The sequence below is a fragment of the Streptomyces sp. NPDC058469 genome (genome assembly GCF_042721125.1).
Lineage (GTDB): Bacteria > Actinomycetota > Actinomycetes > Streptomycetales > Streptomycetaceae > Streptomyces.
Map to the genome: position 1 here is coordinate 36,499 of NZ_JBHXME010000068.1, position 15,680 is coordinate 52,178.

General features: G+C 70.1%; 13 protein-coding genes and 2 pseudogenes. 5 read left to right on the top strand and 10 right to left on the bottom strand.

The window, feature by feature from the left end; translation table 11 throughout:
• Positions 1 to 154 precede the first annotated feature (154 nt).
• Positions 155 to 820: an MFS transporter gene (locus ACFWP5_RS26910; protein ID WP_384161653.1), complete on the top strand. Its 666-nt coding sequence runs from the start codon at positions 155 to 157 to the stop codon at positions 818 to 820.
• Between the two features lie 75 nt (positions 821 to 895).
• Here ACFWP5_RS26910 and ACFWP5_RS26915 read toward each other — a convergent pair whose 3' ends face one another.
• Entirely contained in the window at positions 896 to 1,828 is a 933-nt protein-coding gene (locus ACFWP5_RS26915; RefSeq protein ID WP_384161623.1) for a YbhN family protein, read from the bottom strand.
• Positions 1,829 to 1,990: 162 nt separating this feature from the next.
• On the opposite strand from ACFWP5_RS26915, the gene ACFWP5_RS26920 reads away from it, so the two are divergent.
• Complete coding sequence (locus ACFWP5_RS26920) at positions 1,991 to 3,880, top strand: ABC transporter ATP-binding protein (protein WP_384161656.1); 1,890 nt, start codon at positions 1,991 to 1,993, stop codon at positions 3,878 to 3,880.
• Between the two features lie 22 nt (positions 3,881 to 3,902).
• On the opposite strand, the gene ACFWP5_RS26925 is transcribed toward ACFWP5_RS26920, so the two are convergent.
• Entirely contained in the window at positions 3,903 to 5,354 is a 1,452-nt protein-coding gene (locus ACFWP5_RS26925) for a purine-cytosine permease family protein (protein WP_384161626.1), read from the bottom strand.
• 261 nt (positions 5,355 to 5,615) lie between these two features.
• Positions 5,616 to 6,242 (bottom strand): annotated as a pseudogene (locus ACFWP5_RS26930) (cbb3-type cytochrome c oxidase subunit I); the annotation flags it as partial.
• 247 nt (positions 6,243 to 6,489) lie between these two features.
• Here ACFWP5_RS26930 and ACFWP5_RS26935 point away from each other — a divergent pair.
• Together ACFWP5_RS26935 and ACFWP5_RS26940 are read left to right on the top strand one after the other, a co-directional pair.
• A complete protein-coding gene (locus ACFWP5_RS26935; RefSeq protein ID WP_384161629.1) occupies positions 6,490 to 6,864 on the top strand; it encodes a DUF6479 family protein in 375 nt (124 codons plus the stop codon).
• A gap of 12 nt (positions 6,865 to 6,876) precedes the next feature.
• Positions 6,877 to 7,572, top strand: a complete 696-nt coding sequence (locus tag ACFWP5_RS26940; protein WP_384161632.1) for a UdgX family uracil-DNA binding protein — start codon at positions 6,877 to 6,879, stop codon at positions 7,570 to 7,572.
• A 57-nt stretch (positions 7,573 to 7,629) separates the two neighbouring features.
• Here ACFWP5_RS26940 and ACFWP5_RS26945 read toward each other — a convergent pair.
• The 3 genes and pseudogenes from ACFWP5_RS26945 to ACFWP5_RS26955 form a co-directional block, all read right to left on the bottom strand.
• Positions 7,630 to 8,095: pseudogene (locus ACFWP5_RS26945) on the bottom strand (isochorismatase family cysteine hydrolase); the annotation flags it as partial.
• A gap of 127 nt (positions 8,096 to 8,222) precedes the next feature.
• On the bottom strand, positions 8,223 to 8,408 hold the full coding sequence (locus ACFWP5_RS26950) for a hypothetical protein (RefSeq protein WP_384161635.1): 186 nt from the start codon (positions 8,406 to 8,408) through the stop codon (positions 8,223 to 8,225).
• A 141-nt stretch (positions 8,409 to 8,549) separates the two neighbouring features.
• Positions 8,550 to 8,747, bottom strand: coding sequence for a DUF5133 domain-containing protein (locus tag ACFWP5_RS26955; protein ID WP_384161659.1), 198 nt, complete (start codon positions 8,745 to 8,747; stop codon positions 8,550 to 8,552).
• A 411-nt stretch (positions 8,748 to 9,158) separates the two neighbouring features.
• On the opposite strand from ACFWP5_RS26955, the gene ACFWP5_RS26960 reads away from it, so the two are divergent.
• Entirely contained in the window at positions 9,159 to 9,950 is a 792-nt protein-coding gene (locus ACFWP5_RS26960; protein WP_384161638.1) for a SigB/SigF/SigG family RNA polymerase sigma factor, read from the top strand.
• A 151-nt stretch (positions 9,951 to 10,101) separates the two neighbouring features.
• Here ACFWP5_RS26960 and ACFWP5_RS26965 read toward each other — a convergent pair whose 3' ends face one another.
• From ACFWP5_RS26965 to fdh, 4 genes are all read right to left on the bottom strand, one after another.
• Positions 10,102 to 10,404 (bottom strand): ANTAR domain-containing protein, encoded by a 303-nt coding sequence (locus tag ACFWP5_RS26965; RefSeq protein ID WP_365987801.1) that lies wholly within the window; start codon positions 10,402 to 10,404, stop codon positions 10,102 to 10,104.
• Between the two features lie 201 nt (positions 10,405 to 10,605).
• Positions 10,606 to 11,505: an NrfD/PsrC family molybdoenzyme membrane anchor subunit gene (nrfD, locus tag ACFWP5_RS26970; RefSeq protein WP_384161641.1), complete on the bottom strand. Its 900-nt coding sequence runs from the start codon at positions 11,503 to 11,505 to the stop codon at positions 10,606 to 10,608.
• Between the two features lie 65 nt (positions 11,506 to 11,570).
• The gene (locus tag ACFWP5_RS26975) at positions 11,571 to 12,494 is read right to left on the bottom strand and encodes a 4Fe-4S dicluster domain-containing protein (protein WP_384161644.1); all 924 of its coding nucleotides are present in this window, start codon (positions 12,492 to 12,494) and stop codon (positions 11,571 to 11,573) included.
• Positions 12,491 to 15,680: formate dehydrogenase (gene fdh, locus ACFWP5_RS26980; protein ID WP_384161647.1), on the bottom strand; the 3,190-nt coding region annotated here is incomplete at its 5' end. The genes fdh and ACFWP5_RS26975, both read right to left, overlap by 4 nt.

Sequence of the window (15,680 nt, forward strand, 5' to 3'; positions counted from 1 at the left end):
CTCGTCACCGTCTTCGCGCTCACCTTCGCGGTCTTCGCGCCCACGGCCCCCATCCTGCTGCGCCGGTGGGACCGCAAGCGGGTCCTCCTCGTGGGCATCGGGGCTGCTCACCGTCGGCGCCGCGCTCGGGGCAGTAGCACCCAACTACGGCTTCCTGGCGGCCACTCGGGTCCTCGGCGCGATGGGCGCGGCCGTCTTCGGACCCGGCGCCTCCGCGGCAGGGGCGCTCATCGTCCCGCCGGAGCGCCGGCAACGGGCCCTCGCCACCGTCTTCGGCGGTATGACGGCCGCCGCCGTGCTCGGGGTGCCGCTCGCGTCGTTCCTGGGCGGCAGCCTGGGCTGGCGCCCGGCCCTGCTCGGTGTGGCCGCGCTCTCCGCGATCGCGTTCGTGACGGTGTTCGTGTTCGTCCCCGAGATCCCGGCAGGCGAACCCCCCACCGTGCAGGCCTGCCGGGGCGCGCTGCACACCCCCGCCACCGTGGCCACGGTCACGACGACCCTGCTGTTCATGGCCGCCCAGTTCACCGTCTACGGCATCGCGGGCGCCTATCTGAAGGACCGCTTCGACGCCTCGTCCGGACTGATCTCGGTGACCCTGCTCGCCTTCGGCGTCATCGGTGTCGCGGGCAACGCGTCCGCGCCGAGGATCGCCGAACGGCTGGGCGGTGAACGGACAGTGGGCCTCGCCGTCATCGGACTCGCCCTGGGCTTCGCCCTGTTGCTGGTCGCCCCGCACTCCACGGCCGGGCTCGTGTTCTTCGCGTTCTGGGCCTTCTTCAGCCAGCTGTACCAGGCCCCGCAGCAGGCGCGGTTGGGGTGAACGCGAAGCAGCCCCGGTCGAGGTCTCGACCAGGTCTGATGCCGCTTGACAGAAATATTCGAGTGGACCCGATAGTTAGATGACTCTCAGCCGAACCAGCGCGCCGAGCGTCAACGCACCCGGAATGATGGGAATCCAGACGGTGATGATCCGGTAGGCCAGCACCACCGCCGTGGCCACCGCGACCGGGCCGCCCGCCGCTACCAGCGCCACGATCAACGCGGCCTCCACCGAGCCGATCCCGCCCGGCGTCGGCACCAGCGCGACCGCGACCGTCGCCGCCAGATAGGCGAGCGCCATCTGCGCCGGCGGCACCGGCAGGTCCAACGCCTGCCCCACCGCCACGAGTCCGGCCGCCTGGAGCGCGGGGAACGCCAGCGAACCGCCCCACAGCGCGAGCGCCCGCGCCGGCCGCGTGTGCACGGAACGGGCCTCGCTGAACGCCGTACGGAGGAACGACAGGATCGCCGTACGCAGCCGTCGTACCAGAGCGAGGACCAGGACCGCCGCGCCCAGCACGGCGCCGATGATGAGGAGCAGCGGGCCAAGTGCCCCCGCCGGCAGGAGCGTTCCGAGGCGCAGGGCGTCCGGGAAGGCGATCAGCAGGCCGGTGAGGAGAGCCAGCCGGGCTATCGACTCCGCGAGCAGGAACAGGGCCAGCGCGGCGGACGAACGGGCGAGCGGCAGCCCGCACACGGTCAGGAACCGGAGGTTCACCGCGCCCGCGCCGAGCCCTGTGGGCAGCAGATGGTTGGCCGCGCCCGCGGCGAACTGCGTGGCCAACAGCCGCCGCGCGGGCAGCCGTTCGACCACGGCACCCTGCCGGGTGAAGGCGGCGGCGACCCAGGTCAGGCAGGTGGCACCGGCCGCCGCCACCAACCAGGGCCACTCCGCCGCCCGCAGCTGGCCGAAGCCTTCGACGAGGACGGACCGGTGCTGTACGGCGACGACGGTGACCAGGAGCAGCGGGAGCAGGCACAGGATCTGCCGGACGCGGACGTGTCTCACATCCCTAGAGGGTTTCCGTGCCACGACAACTGCGGGTTGCGGCAGCGGGGACAGCTCCTTACGCGCGCCCTTACACGAGCCCTCGCGCTCATCCCTGCGCGGCGATGCGGCGAATACATTGACCTCAACGACGCTTGAGGTCTTACGGTCTCTCCCATGAGCATGGAAAGCACGGCCTGGACCCAACTGCACAGTGTCATGACCGCCGAACCGGAGCGCCGCCCGTTCGCCCGCGCCACGCTGCGCCGCATCGCGGAGTTCGCGCGACCGCACCGCCGCCCGATCGCACGGTTCGTCCTGCTCGGGGTGGTGACCGCGCTGCTCGCCGTCGCCACACCCGTACTCGCCGGACACGTCGTCGACGCGATCGTGTCGGGCGGCGACGACGGCACCGTCGTACGCCTCGCCCTGCTCATCGCCCTGATCGCGGTCGCGGAAGCCGCGCTCGGCATTCTTGGCCGGCGGCTCTCCTCGGCGCTCGGGGAGGGGCTCATCCTCGATCTGCGGACAGCTGTGTTCGATCATGTGCAGCGCATGCCGGTCGCGTTCTTCACACGTACCCGTACGGGAGCGCTCGTCTCCCGACTCAACAACGACGTCATCGGCGCCCAACGCGCGTTCAGCAACACCCTGTCCGGAGTGGTGAGCAACTTCGTCACGCTGCTGCTCACGCTGGTCGTCATGCTCACCCTGTCCTGGCAGATCACCCTGCTCGCGCTCGTGCTGCTCCCGGTGTTCGTGATCCCGGCCCGCCGGATGGGCAGCCGCATGGCCCGCATGCAGCGCGAGGCGGCGGAACTCAACGCGGCGATGGGCACCCGCATGACCGAACGCTTCTCCGCGCCCGGTGCCACCCTCGTCAAGCTCTTCGGCCGCCCCGAGGAGGAGTCCCTGGAGTTCGCGGACCGCGCGAGCCGGGTCCGCGACATCGGCGTCCGCACGGCCACCGCCCAGTCGGTGTTCATCACCTCGCTGACCCTGGTCTCCGCCCTGGCCCTCGCCCTCGTCTACGGCCTCGGAGGCTGGTTCGCCCTGCACGGCACCCTGGAGCCGGGCGCGGTCGTGTCCCTCGCGCTGCTCCTGACCCGCCTCTACGCCCCGCTCACCGCGCTCGCCGGAGCCCGCGTCGAGGTGATGAGCGCCCTCGTCAGCTTCGAGCGCGTCTTCGAGGTCCTCGACCTCAAGCCCCTGATCGAGGACAAGCCCGACGCCCGCGAAGTGCCCGAGGGCCCGGTCGCGGTCGAGTTCGACGAGGTCCGCTTCGCCTACCCGTCCGCCGACAAGGTCTCCCTCGCCTCACTGGAGGAGGTCGCCTCCCTCGACACCCGCGGCGGCGCCGAGGTCCTGCACGGCATCTCCTTCACCGCCGAACCCGGCCAGACCATCGCCCTCGTCGGCTCCTCCGGCGCCGGAAAGTCCACCGTCGCCCAACTCCTGCCCCGGCTCTACGACGTCGACGAAGGCGCCGTACGCGTCGGTGGCGTCGACGTCCGTGACCTCACCGCCGCCTCCCTGCGGGCGACCCTCGGCATGGTCACCCAGGACGGCCACCTCTTCCACGACTCCGTGCGCGCCAACCTCCTTCTGGCCCAACCCGCCGCCACCGAGGACGAGTTGTGGGACGCGCTGCGCCGCTCCCGCCTCGACGATCTCGTACGGTCGCTGCCCGACGGCCTGGACACGGTCGTCGGCGAACGCGGCTACCGGCTCTCCGGAGGAGAGCGTCAACGCCTCACCATCGCCCGGCTGTTGCTGGCAGGCCAGCGCGTCGTCATCCTCGACGAGGCCACCGCCCACCTGGACAACACCTCGGAAGCGGCCGTCCAGGAGGCCCTCGCCGAGGCGCTGCAGGGCCGCACGGCCGTGGTGATCGCCCACCGGCTGTCCACCGTGCGCTCCGCCGACCAGATCCTCGTCGTCGAGGCGGGCCGCATCGTGGAACGCGGCACGCACGACCAACTCCTCGCCACCGACGGCCGGTACGCCGAGCTGTACCGCACGCAGTTCGAGAAGCAGCCGGACATCGGACCGGTCCAGGAAGTGGTGGTCTAGCGGCGTAAGGGCGTAACGGGCGTCAGGGCTCGCGGTGTTCGTGCGCCGCCTTCTCCAAGTCCACCGCCTCCGCCTCGGCCACCCGGATCTCGGCCTCCACGTCGATCGAGCGACTCAGCCACCAGTACAGCAACCCGGCGACCGGCAGCCCGACGAACAGGGAGAGGTCGGCGCCGTCCATGGCATGGGCGATCGGGCCGACGTAGAGGGTGCCGACGGAGAAGAACGGCACCATGACGCCGAAGCCCACCAGATAGGAGATGATGCCGTGCCAGCCCCAACGGCCGTAGATGCCATGGGGGTTGAAGATCTCGGCGATCGCGTAGTGGCCGCGGCGCACCACGTAGTAGTCCATCAGGTTGACCGCGGTCCACGGGATGAACAGATAGAGCACCAGCAGCAGGAAGTTGTTGAAGTTCGTGAGGAAGTCGGCGGTCGCGGCCATCGCGCCGGCCAGGGAGAGTGCCGCGGTCAGCCCGATCGTCAACGCCCTGACGCCCACGGTCGGTTGGACCTTCTTGAACGAGTCGATCGCGCTGATCAGGGTCAGCGAACCGCCGTACATGTTCAGCGCGGTCACCGAGACCAGGCCCAGGGTGGCGAAAAGGAGCACGATCGCGCCGAACCCGCTGAACACCTTGTCGCCGGCCGCGTTGATCGAGCGGATCGTGTCGAAGTCCTTGCCCGCCCACGCGGCGAGCAGCGCCCCGAGCGTCATCAGCCAGACCCCGCCGAGCGCCGAGCCGAAGTAGGTCCAGTAGAAGGTCTTGCGGACGGTCACGTCCGGCGGGAGGTAGCGCGAGTAGTCCGAGACGTAGATCGCCCAGCTGATCTGGTAGCCGGCGACCACACCGAACTGCGCGAGGAACGGCGTCCAGGAGAAACCGCCGAGGTCGAAGGAGCCGGCCGGGTAGTGCAGGGTCGCCAGCACACCCACGGTGAAGATCCCGAAGACGACCAGGAAGGTGTACGTCAGGAACTGCTCCGCCTTGTGGATGACGTCGTAGCCCACCAGCGCGATCACGAACCCGATCACGGTGACCACGGCCACCCACATCTTGGTGCCGCCGTGCACCGTGGTGTGCAGGGCCTCACCGGCGAGGATCGTGTTGAAGACGTTGAACCCCGCGTACTGCACATACGCGAACAGCCACACCAACAGGGCGCCCACGTAACCGAATTGGGGTCGCGACTGGATCATCTGGGGCAGCCCGAGCTGCGGTCCCTGGGCCGAGTGGAAGGCCATGAAGAAGGTGCCGAGCAGGGTGCCCGCGACGATCGCGATGAGCGACCAGATGAGGTTGCCGCCCTCGGTGATGCTGATCAGGCCGACCGCGAGCGTGGCGATCTGAGCGTTCGACATGAACCACAGGGGGCCCAGGTGCCACAGCTTGCCGTGGCGCTCGTTCAGGGGGACATAGTCGATGGAACGTATCTCCAGCCCCGACACCCGGGGCTCAGATGCGGTGGTCACGGCGCCTCCCAGGTGCTGATCCAGCCTCTGTGGCCACATTCATCCCCCGGACGGAACCCGGCAACCGCAACTGAATCTGTGAACCACGGTCTTTACCTGGTCCTTACGGGAGTCGCGTTCGACCGGCCGCCGTGAGGTCGGGGAATCCCTGCGGAGGCCCACCGCGCACGAGGCTCGCTGCAGAGTGGGAGAACAGCCCTTGACCTGCATAAACACAGGCAAGGAGCCTATATTCGGGAGTGCCTCCGTGCTGCGCACCCTGTTCCAGGTGAAGATCGGCATCCGGAACATCGTCATTCCGGGCGCGCGCAGACACAGGATGGTGGTGATGAAGTTGACCGTGCCGAGGGTGGTCGAGACGCCTGTCACCACCAACCCCATCACCCACAGATCGCCTCCCGCGCCGGGAGAGTGGTAGGCGCTGTTCAAGGGGGCGTGGGCGAACCAGCCGAAGGCCGCCGCGCCACCGGGAACCAGGAAACCCGACACCACCATCAGGCCACCGAACAGGTACATCCAGTAGGACAGGGCGTTGAGGCGCGGGAAGGCGACGTCGGGGGCGCCGATCTGCAGCGGCATCACGGCGTTCGCGAACCCCGCGAACATCGGGGTGGCGAACAGCAGCATCATGATCGTGCCGTGGACCGTGAAGAGCTGGTTGTAGGTGTGCTCGTTCATGAACTGGAGCCCGGGGCGGGCGAGTTCGGCCCGCATCGCCAGGGCCAGCAGGCCGGCGAACAGGAAGAAGCAGAACGCCGTGACCATGTAGAGCTTGCCGATCACCTTGTGATCGGTGGTCGAGGCCCAGCGCAGCAGGGCACGTCCCAGAGAGGGATCGGCGGCAGCCGCCCACAGCGCGGTGTCGCGGCCTTCGGAGAGTTCGGTCATGTTCCTCCTCCACCGACGTCGATTCGGGCGGGTGCCCCGGCGGCCCACCGGGAAACGGACGGTGTCACCGATGGCCGCAGTGTGCCTCCGGGCGGTGACGGTACCGCCGTGACCAGCGAGATCCGCCCCTGCCACGAGGTCCCGCGGAACTCCACCGACGATCGGAGCAACGGAGGGGACGGGAGGACGGCCGACGCGACGGTGGGGGACGATTTTTACCGCCTCGGCGACCGGGTACCCGGCGCCCATGACGACGCAGAGCGGACTGCTGTACCTGGCCGTGTCCAACGCGGCGATGGGGGCGATCGGTGCCTTCGTCGGCGGCCTCGTGGTCGTGGGCCTGCTGATGGGGGCGGTTCGGCTGGGCGTGAAGGTGCGGCGGCAGCAGCCGCGGCCGCCCCGGCCGGACGAACACCCCAGGCTGCCGGAGGCCGGACCCGTACGGGAAGTGCGTGAGGTGCGGGAGCCGGACGAGGTCCCGCGTGCCGCCGACGAGAGTGAGCGGCTCAGGCCGAGCAGCCTTCACGCCTCAGGGAGCAAACGGGGCCGGAATCAGGAGGTCCCCAGGTGGGAGGCCGGTTCCAGCGGCTCCTTCGGGAGCGGTGGCTCCGGCAGGAAGTGACCAGGTGAGCCCATGAGTCGATCCGGGAACGAGCCGAAGGACCACGAGGCGGGTCCTGCCGCGTACGACGCGACTCCTTACCTGCCGAAGCGGGGCGGGCTGCCCGCGCACCGGCAGGCGGCGGCGGAGTGCCGGGGCTGTCCCCTCTTCGAGAAGGCCACAGGGACGGTCTTCGGTGAGGGCACGTCGACCGCGCGGATCGTGCTCGTCGGGGAGCAGCCCGGAGACCAGGAGGACAGGCGGGGTGAGCCCTTCGTCGGACCGGCCGGCCGGCTGCTGGACAAAGCCCTGGCAGAGGCCGGGATCGATCGGGACAATACGTATGTCACCAACGCGGTGAAGCATTTCAAGTTCACCCTCGCCGAAAGCGGCAAACGCCGTATCCACAAGGCGCCGAACCTGCGGGAACTGACCGCCTGCCGGCCTTGGCTCCGGGCCGAGCTGCGCCTGATCCGGCCGGACGTGGTGGTGGCCCTCGGTGCGACAGCCGGAAAAGCGCTGCTCGGACGCTCGTTCCGGGTGACCAAGGACCGCGGAACACTGATCCCGCTGCCGGATGAGGACGGGCGCGACGAGGAGGCGGAGCGCTGGGCGGTCGCGACGCTTCATCCTTCGGCGGTCCTGCGCTCCGACGACAGGGACGCCGCGTACGCGGGGCTGGTGGCGGACCTGGAGGTCGCCGCGCAGGCCTTGCGCAAGGGCCGGTGAACGCGGCGCTCGCCGTATGACCCCGTGTCGGGCGGCGCGTTCGGGCCGCGTTGTTCGTCATCGGTCGGGTCGGGTCGGGTCGGGGAAGCGGACCTCGTCCGCGGTCGTGATGCGCGCTCCCATGTTGCGTTCCATCATCCGCAGGGCGGATTCGGCCAGGCCCTGGTGGATGTGAGCGACCGCGTCGCGCGGCACCGTCATCGTCAGATGCCGGATGTGGGCGTAGAGCGCCGAGTACAGCACGCACTGCTCGGTGACCTGCCCGCACAGCACCATGTGGTCGTCATCTTCCTGGCCGAGCAGATAGCTCAGTGGGGGCTCGTAGAACGCCGAGTGCCGTGCCTTGACGACGAACAGCGACGTGTCGTCGGGGGCGATGGCCCGTACCAGGTCCGCGCCGGGCGGCCTCCAGGAGTTCGCCGTGGTGGGAGCGCCACTGCCCGAAGTTGCCGTTGACGTAGATGACCGGGACGTCGCACCGGCGCACACCGTCCAGCAGCCTGGTCACCCCCGGCAGAACTGACAGGTTCCGTACGGGACGATGACAGCAACACGGCGATCTTTGCGTCCAGGGGAGCCACGCCGCCGTCTCGGCGCTTGGCTCCCCTCCCCTCTGCGGCATCGAGCGCCCGCCCATGGCGACAGGACGATCAGGGGAACAAGGCGATCCCGATGAAGATCAACAGAATGACGCCGATGATGAGACCGGCCGTCAGCCACGGGCCTCGGTGGCTCACCGACGCCTTGGGCTGTGCCCCGCGTGGCCGGTCCTCGGGCAGCGTGGGGTGAGTGGGACGGTCACGTGTGTAGAGGTCCTCGTCGTGACGGTTTTCCATGAGAACTCCTCGACTTGGCGCTGTCACGGAGCCTGCCGTACGGCGCTCCGGCTGTATGGCAGAGGACTCCTCCTGTCGTCCGAGTCCCCCTCATCGGCCACGGCAACCACATCAGTTCGCAGGACGAGACGTACGGGGTCGTCAGTCGGCCGTCATCAAGGAGTCGTCCTGTGGCCGGGCGCCGGGGAGTTGGTGCCGGGCCGCGATGAGGGCCGCGTCGATGTCACGGCTGCCGGTCGATACACACAGTGTGTAGGCGACGTCGTCCATCCGTCGGCGGGCTACGGGGCTGCCGTTCTCGGCGTGCAGCGCGCGCAGGGTCTCGGAGTGCTCGATCAGGTCTTCAACACCGCAGGACCCGTCCGCAACGGTGCACGCTGTTTGACTGGACGGCGAGGGGGGCTCGGGTGGTGGCTGGGTGGCCGGAGAGAACTGGGCTGCGGAGTTGCCTTCCCCCGTGGTGTTCGGTGAGGCGGCTCCGCGGCCCCAGGGGTTCGGCTTCTATGCGTCCCGCACCCCGCGACCCCATTTATCATATTTCGGGGGGATCTGATTGCGCAGTGTCATTCTCTGCGGATGACTGTTTCGAGGGTGTCCGAGCGGGAATGCGGCCTGTGAGTGCTTCGGACAGGAGGCACGTCCGTGGGAGCTGGCGTATGCCGGATCGCGGGTGTGTTTCACCTGGTCAGTGCGTGCTCGCTCCCATGGGGACCGTCCAGTCGGCAACCCCTTGAGGGAGCTGTGAGCACCATGGCCACAGTCACCAGGAAGCGCCATCCGCACGACGACGCCCCCGACACCGCCGCCGCCTTCGCCCGCCTCGCGCACCTGCCCGACGGGCCCGAGCGGGACGCTCTGCGCGACGAACTCGTCCGCCTCTGGCTCCCCATGGCGGAGCGTATCGCGGGCCGTTACCGGGGAAAGGGAGAGGACTTCGAGGATCTGCGGCAGGTCGCGGCACTGGGCCTGGTCAAGGCCGTCGACGGCTACGATCCCGACCGCGGGCATGCCTTCGAGAGCTACGCCGTTCCGACCGTCACCGGCGAGATCAAGCGCCATTTCCGCGACCACATGTGGGCGCTGCATGTGCCCCGGCGCGTGCAGGAACTGCGCAACAGGGTGCGCGTCGCCCTGCGGGACCTGTCCGCAACGGGTTCGGACCGGCGCCCCGGCATCGCGGAGATCGCCGCGTACGCGCAGCTGAGCGAGGAGGACGTACGCGTCGGTCTGGAGGCGCTGGACAGCTTCACCGCGCTCTCGCTGGACGCCGAGACACCGGGTGAGGACGCCGGTACGACGCTCGCCGGCCTGCTGGGGGAGCGGGACACCGGTTTCGACCTGGTCGTGGACCGTGAGGGCGTCAAGCCCGCTCTGCGGACGCTGCCCGAGCGCGAGCGCACCATCCTCTACCTCCGTTTCTTCCGGGGCATGACCCAGAGCTGCATAGCGGAGCAGCTGGGTGTTTCGCAGATGCACGTCTCCCGGCTGATCAGCACCTCCTGCGCCACGGTGCGCGAACGCGTCCTGGCCGACGCCGCCTAGCCCGCTTCGGAGGCGAGGCCGGCCGCCCTGCGGGACTTCTCCCGGGGCGGCCGGTGGCGGGCTCACTGCCGAACCCTCCCGGGAGCGGTTGGACAGTTGTCCGCCTTCCTCCGACTACCGGGCTGGGGCCGCCGCAAACGACAACGCCGGATCACGGTGGGGGTGGAGCTCCGGGAATCTGGGTGGGCCCGTACTTGTCGAGGGCCTCTTCCAGGGGCGCCCGGACGTCGGACGGGAGGTCTCCGTTCCGCCCCCAGATGAGGATCAGTTCCGCGATGTTGCGCAGCTTGATGTTCGTGAGCTGGGAGACCTCACGGAGTACGGCCCACCCCTCGTCCGGCGTGACACGGCCGAGGGCGACCATCATGCCGATGGCCTGGTCCACCGTGGCGTGCGAGGTGACGGCCTCCTTCAACTGGCCGACCTCTTCCCGCAGTTCTACGATCTCCTCCACGACCTCCGCAGGCACGGAGGGCTCTGTCGGGACATCATGCGGCGCGCCGCTTCCCGAAGGGGTGTCTGAAGTCATCGTTTCTCCGAGGTCGCGATCCCGGTCCTGTGTCGTCGTCCTTCAGATACATGGTCGCTACCCGGGCGCCCCGGTGCCAGAGGGACAGGGTGTGAGGCCCCAAAGCCCACGTCCGGAACCCAACCCTCAGCCCTCGTCGGGCTGGTCGTCGGCCTGTTGGGGCAGCACGGTGTATTTCGGGTCCTCCGCCGAGGCCACTCCGGCCGCGAAGATGCCGAAACGGGTGCACGCGGAGCCCGCGAGGAGGGCAAGTCCGCTCGCCACGGCGGCCGGTCGACTGCGGCGGCCGAGCAGCAGGCCGCCCGCGGCACCGGCCGCGGTGAGCAGCCGGGCGGCCCTCAGCAGAGTTCCGGCCCGGTCCTGACGGTAGGTCTCGGCGACCATGCCCAGCCGCTTCTCGGCCGCGCCGGTTGCCGTCGCCTCGGCCGCGGCTGCCAGCAGTGCGGCGCAGCGGGCCGGAGCGGACTCGGTCACGGGCCCGAGGACCAGGGCCATTCCGGCCGCGGCCGCCGTCGCGGACGCGACGAACAGGTAGGGGAGTTCGCGGTGTGCGCCGTGCCAGGCCGGTACGGCGGTGTCCGCCGCCAGGACCGCCGTGTACGAGGCGACCGCCGGGCCCAGCAGCGCCGCCGCCGCGGTCGCCGCGGCACCTGCGCGGGGCAGCCGCCCGGTGACGGCGCTGACGGCGGCCGCGCCGGCGGCCGGACCGTAGCCGGCGAGCAGCCACGAGCCCACACTCATGGGCGAGGTGGGCTTGAGGACCCGGAGCATGTTCGGGAACCGGCTCGGCACTCCGAGGTCGTGCACGAGCGCGGCGGCGGACAGCGAGACCGCGGCGAGCGAGGACACCTTCATCGCCGTGGCGGTGTTCGTGCGTCCCGTGAGCTGGGCACCCGCCGCGAGCACGGAGCCCGCGCCGGCGAGCCCGCCGAGGAAGAAGTACCCGGCGATGTCCCGGGCGGCCCAGGACGGTGCCTTGATGATCGGGCGCCCGTAATACGACTCGAACTCGGCGCGGGGGACCATGAGTTGCTCCCCGCGACGCCCGCCACGCCCACGGCGACCGCGTCGCCCGTCCTGTCCCGTCGTCGTCATCGTGTTCCCTTCCTTCCCCGGAGGGCGGGCAGCGCGAAGGAGAGCGCGAAGCCGCCGACCAGTGAGAGGGCCGCCGCACCTGCGTGCTTCCACATCGTGGGGAGGTCGCGGGTGGTGACGACCGGGTTCGGGGGCAGCCCGTAGACCTCGGGTTTGTCGAGGAGCAGGAAGAACGCGCCGTCGCCGCCGACTCCGTCGTCAGGTTCATGGCCGTAGAGCCGGGCGCCGTCCACGCCCGCCTCGTGCAGCTGGTCCACGCGCAGCGCGGCTCGCTCGCGCAGTTCGTCCAGCGGGCCGAACTGGATGGACTCCGTCGGGCAGGCCTTGGCGCAGGCGGGTTCCTGTCCGGCGCCGAGCCGGTCGTAGCACATCGTGCACTTGAACGCCCGGCCGTCGTCGGGGCGTTGCTCGATGACGCCGTACGGGCAGGCGGGTACGCAGTAGCCGCAGCCGTTGCAGATGTCCTCCTGGACGACGACCGTGCCGAACTCGGTCCGGAAGAGGGAGCCGGTGGGGCAGACGTCCAGACAGGCCGCGTGGGTGCAGTGCTTGCACACGTCGGACGACATCAGCCAGCGCAGTTCGCCGGGCTCGCCGCCTGGCGCTTCCGACTCGGCTTCCACCAGGGGGAGTTGAGTCCGTCCGCCCGGTGCCGGGACCTGTGGTTTCTGCTGTTCGATGAAGGCGACGTGGCGCCAGGTGGAAGCGCCGAGTCCCTGCGTGTTGTCGTAGCTCATGCCGGTGAGGGAGAGCCCGTCCTCCGGGATGGCGTTCCACTCCTTGCACGCCACCTCGCAGGCCTTGCAGCCGATGCAGACGGAGGTGTCGGTGAAGAAGCCCACGCGGGGCGGGGGTTCGGGGTGTCCGGCGTCGCGCGCCGGGTCGGGTTCCACACCGCTCAGCAGGTGACGGTCCGTCATGTCCGTGTCTCCGTCCCGGTCGTGGCGGTGATGCCCGCGCGCCTGCGGTACTCGGCGACCAGCTTCGGCAGGTCGGGGCCGCGCGGCCGGCGCCCCGGGCGGATGTCGGCGGTCAGCGCCTTGTCCTCCTGGATGTGGGCGTTGGGATCGAGGGCGATCGCGACGAGTTCGTTGGCCGCGTCGCCGGTGGCCACCCCGTTGGGCCCCCAGTGGAACGGCAGTCCGATCTGGTGGACCGTCCGGCCGTGCACCGTCAGAGGCCTGATCCGCGCGGTGACCATGACGCGGGCCTCGACGGCGTTGCGGGCCGTGACGATGGTGGCCCATCCCATGTGCTCAAGGCCGCGTTCGGCGGCCAGTTGGGGGGAGACCTCGCAGAAGAACTCCGGCTGGAGCTCGGAGAGATAGGGCGACCAGCGGCTCATGCCGCCCGCCGTGAAGTGCTCGGTGAGGCGGTGCGTGGTGACGACGTAGGGGAAGACCTCGGCGCCCTTGTCGTCGCCGCTCGGGTGATAGCGGTTGCCCTCGCGGGGCAGCAACTGCCGTACGGGGGAACGTGGTGTGGACGGATGGAGGGCGTTGGTGAAGGGCGAGTCCTGCGGTTCGTAGTGCGTGGGGAGAGGGCCGTCCTCCAGTCCCGCGGGCGCGTAGAGCCAGCCCTTGCCGTCGGCCTGCATGATGAACGGGTCGTCGCCGCGCAGGGCGTCCGGTCCGCGGGCGTCGTCCGGCGGTACGAAGTCGGGCGCTCGGTCGGGCACGAAGTCGGGGACGTCGTGCCCGGTCCACTTCCCCTCGGCCTCGTCCCACCAGACGTACGCCTTGCGCTCGCTCCACGGTGTGCCGTCCGGGGCGGCCGAGGCCCGGTTGTAGAGGACGCGGCGGTTGGCGGGCCATGCCCAGGCCCACTCGGCCGCCACCCAGTCCTGTTCGCTGCCGGGCCTGCGGCGGGCGGCCTGGTTGACGCCGTCCGCGTACACCCCGCAGTAGATCCAGCAGCCGCACCTCGTCGAGCCGTCGTCCTTGAGTTCGGTGTACGCCGAGAGCGGCGCCCCGTCCGGGCCGTGGCCGTTGATCTCGGCGAGCACGGCGGCGGCGACCGGCTCCCGCAATGCGCCGTCCACCGGATAGTCCCAGGTAAGATCCTGCACGGGCCGGTCCATCGGGTCGGTCGACGCGGCCAGCCGCTCCTTGATGCGGCGGCCCAGGTGGTACATGAACCACAGGTCGCTGCGGGCGTCGCCCTCGGGCTCTACGGCCGCGTGGTGCCACTGCAGCCAGCGGTTGGTGTTGGTGAAGGAGCCGTTCTTCTCGGTGTGGGCGGCGGCCGGGAAGAAGAACACCTCGGTGCCGATGTCCTCGGTACGCAGTTCCCCGGTCTCGATCTCCGGCCCGTCCTGCCACCAGGTCGCCGACTCGATGAGGGAGAAGTCGCGCACGACGAGCCACTCCAGGTTGGCCATGCCGAGGCGCTGGAGCCGTGTGTTGGCGGAGCCGACGGCCGGGTTCTCGCCCATCAGGAAGTAGCCCTTGCACACGCCGTCGAGTTGGGCCAGCACCGTGTCGTAGGTGGAGTGGGAGCCGGTCAGGCGCGGCAGGTGGTCGAAGCAGAAGTCGTTGGCGGCGGTGGCCGCGTCGCCGTAGTACGCCTTGAGGAGGCTCACGAAGTAGGCCCGCATGTTGCCCCAGAAGCCCTTGTCCGTGCGGCTGGCCTCGATGAACGCGTCCAGGTTCTCGTGCGCGTGGGCGTGCGGCATGGGGAGGTAGCCGGGCAGCAGGTTGAAGAGGGTGGGGATGTCGCTGGAGCCCTGGATGGAGGCGTGGCCGCGCAGGGCCTGGATGCCGCCGCCGGGGCGGCCGATGTTGCCGAGCAGCAGTTGGAGCACGCTCGCGGCGCGGATGTACTGCGCGCCGACCGAGTGCTGGGTCCAGCCGACCGCGTACGCGAACGCGCTCGTCCGCTCGCGGCCCGAGTTCGCGGTCAGGTCCTCGCACACCCGCAGGAACGTCTCGCGCGGCACCCCGCAGACCTCCTCCACCAACTCCGGGGTGTAGCGGGCGTAGTGGCGCTTGAGGATCTGGTAGACGCAGCGCGGATGCCGCAGCGTGTCGTCGCGAGGCGGCCGGCCGGCGGTACGAGCCCCGCCCGAGCCGTGTGCCTCGGGGCCGCCGGAGCCGCGGACGCGCTCCTCGTACTGTTCGTCGACCTCGCCGGTGGGCTGCTGCACCTCGACGCCCTGGTACTGCCAGCTCGACGGATCGTAGTGGTGCTTGTCCTCGTCCAGGCCGGAGAAGACGCCGTCGAGGTCCTCGGTGTCGCGGAAGTCCTCGCTCACCAGGGTGGCGGCGTTGGTGTAGGCGAGAACGTACTCGCGGAAGTCCTTCTCCTCGGTGAGGACGTGGTTGATGATCGCGCCGAGGAACGCGATGTCGCTGCCGGCCCGGATCGGGACGTGCAGGTCGGCCAGCGCGCTGGTGCGGGTGAAACGCGGGTCGACGTGGATGATGCGGGCGCCGCGCTTCTTGGCCTCCATCACCCACTGGAAGCCCACCGGGTGCGCCTCGGCGAAGTTGGAGCCCTGGATGACGATGCAGTCGGCGTGCTGGAGGTCCTGCATGAAGGTGGTGGCACCGCCCCGCCCGAAGGAGGTACCGAGCCCGGCGACCGTGGAGCTGTGGCAGACCCGGGCCTGGTTCTCCACCTGGACGATCCCGAGACCGGTCAGCAGCTTCTTGATGAGGTAGTTCTCCTCGTTGTCGAGGGTCGCGCCGCCCAGGCTGGCGATGCCGAGAGTGCGCGCGGTGCGCAGCCCCTCGGACTCCCATTCCCAGGTCCGGCGCCGCGTCTCGATCACCCGGTCGGCCACCATGTCCATGGCGGTCTCCAGGTCGAGGGGCTCCCAGTCGGGGGCGTGCGGCCGCCGGTACAGCACCTCGTGACGGCGGGCGGGGCCGGTGGTGAGCTGGAGCGTGGCGGAGCCCTTGGGGCACAGGCGGCCGCGGCTGATGGGCGAGTCGGGGTCGCCCTCGATCTGGACGACCTTGTCGTCCTTGACGTAGACCTGCTGGCCGCAGCCCACCGCGCAGTAGGGGCACACGGAACTCACCAGCCGGTCGGCGGTGTCCGTGCGCGGCCTGAGCTGCTCGGTGCGTGCCGACATGGCGGCCCGGCCGCGGCCCAGCGGGTCG

Excerpts from the sequence above, each read along its gene's own strand:
- ACFWP5_RS26920 (WP_384161656.1), top strand. The coding sequence starts at position 1,991 with ATGGAAAGCACGGCCTGGACCCAACTGCACAGTGTCATGACCGCCGAA.
- ACFWP5_RS26935 (WP_384161629.1), top strand. The coding sequence starts at position 6,490 with ATGACGACGCAGAGCGGACTGCTGTACCTGGCCGTGTCCAACGCGGCG.
- ACFWP5_RS26940 (WP_384161632.1), top strand. The coding sequence starts at position 6,877 with ATGAGTCGATCCGGGAACGAGCCGAAGGACCACGAGGCGGGTCCTGCC.
- ACFWP5_RS26950 (WP_384161635.1), bottom strand. The coding sequence starts at position 8,408 with ATGGAAAACCGTCACGACGAGGACCTCTACACACGTGACCGTCCCACT.
- ACFWP5_RS26960 (WP_384161638.1), top strand. The coding sequence starts at position 9,159 with ATGGCCACAGTCACCAGGAAGCGCCATCCGCACGACGACGCCCCCGAC.
- nrfD (WP_384161641.1), bottom strand. The coding sequence starts at position 11,505 with ATGGTCCCCCGCGCCGAGTTCGAGTCGTATTACGGGCGCCCGATCATC.
- ACFWP5_RS26975 (WP_384161644.1), bottom strand. The coding sequence starts at position 12,494 with ATGACGGACCGTCACCTGCTGAGCGGTGTGGAACCCGACCCGGCGCGC.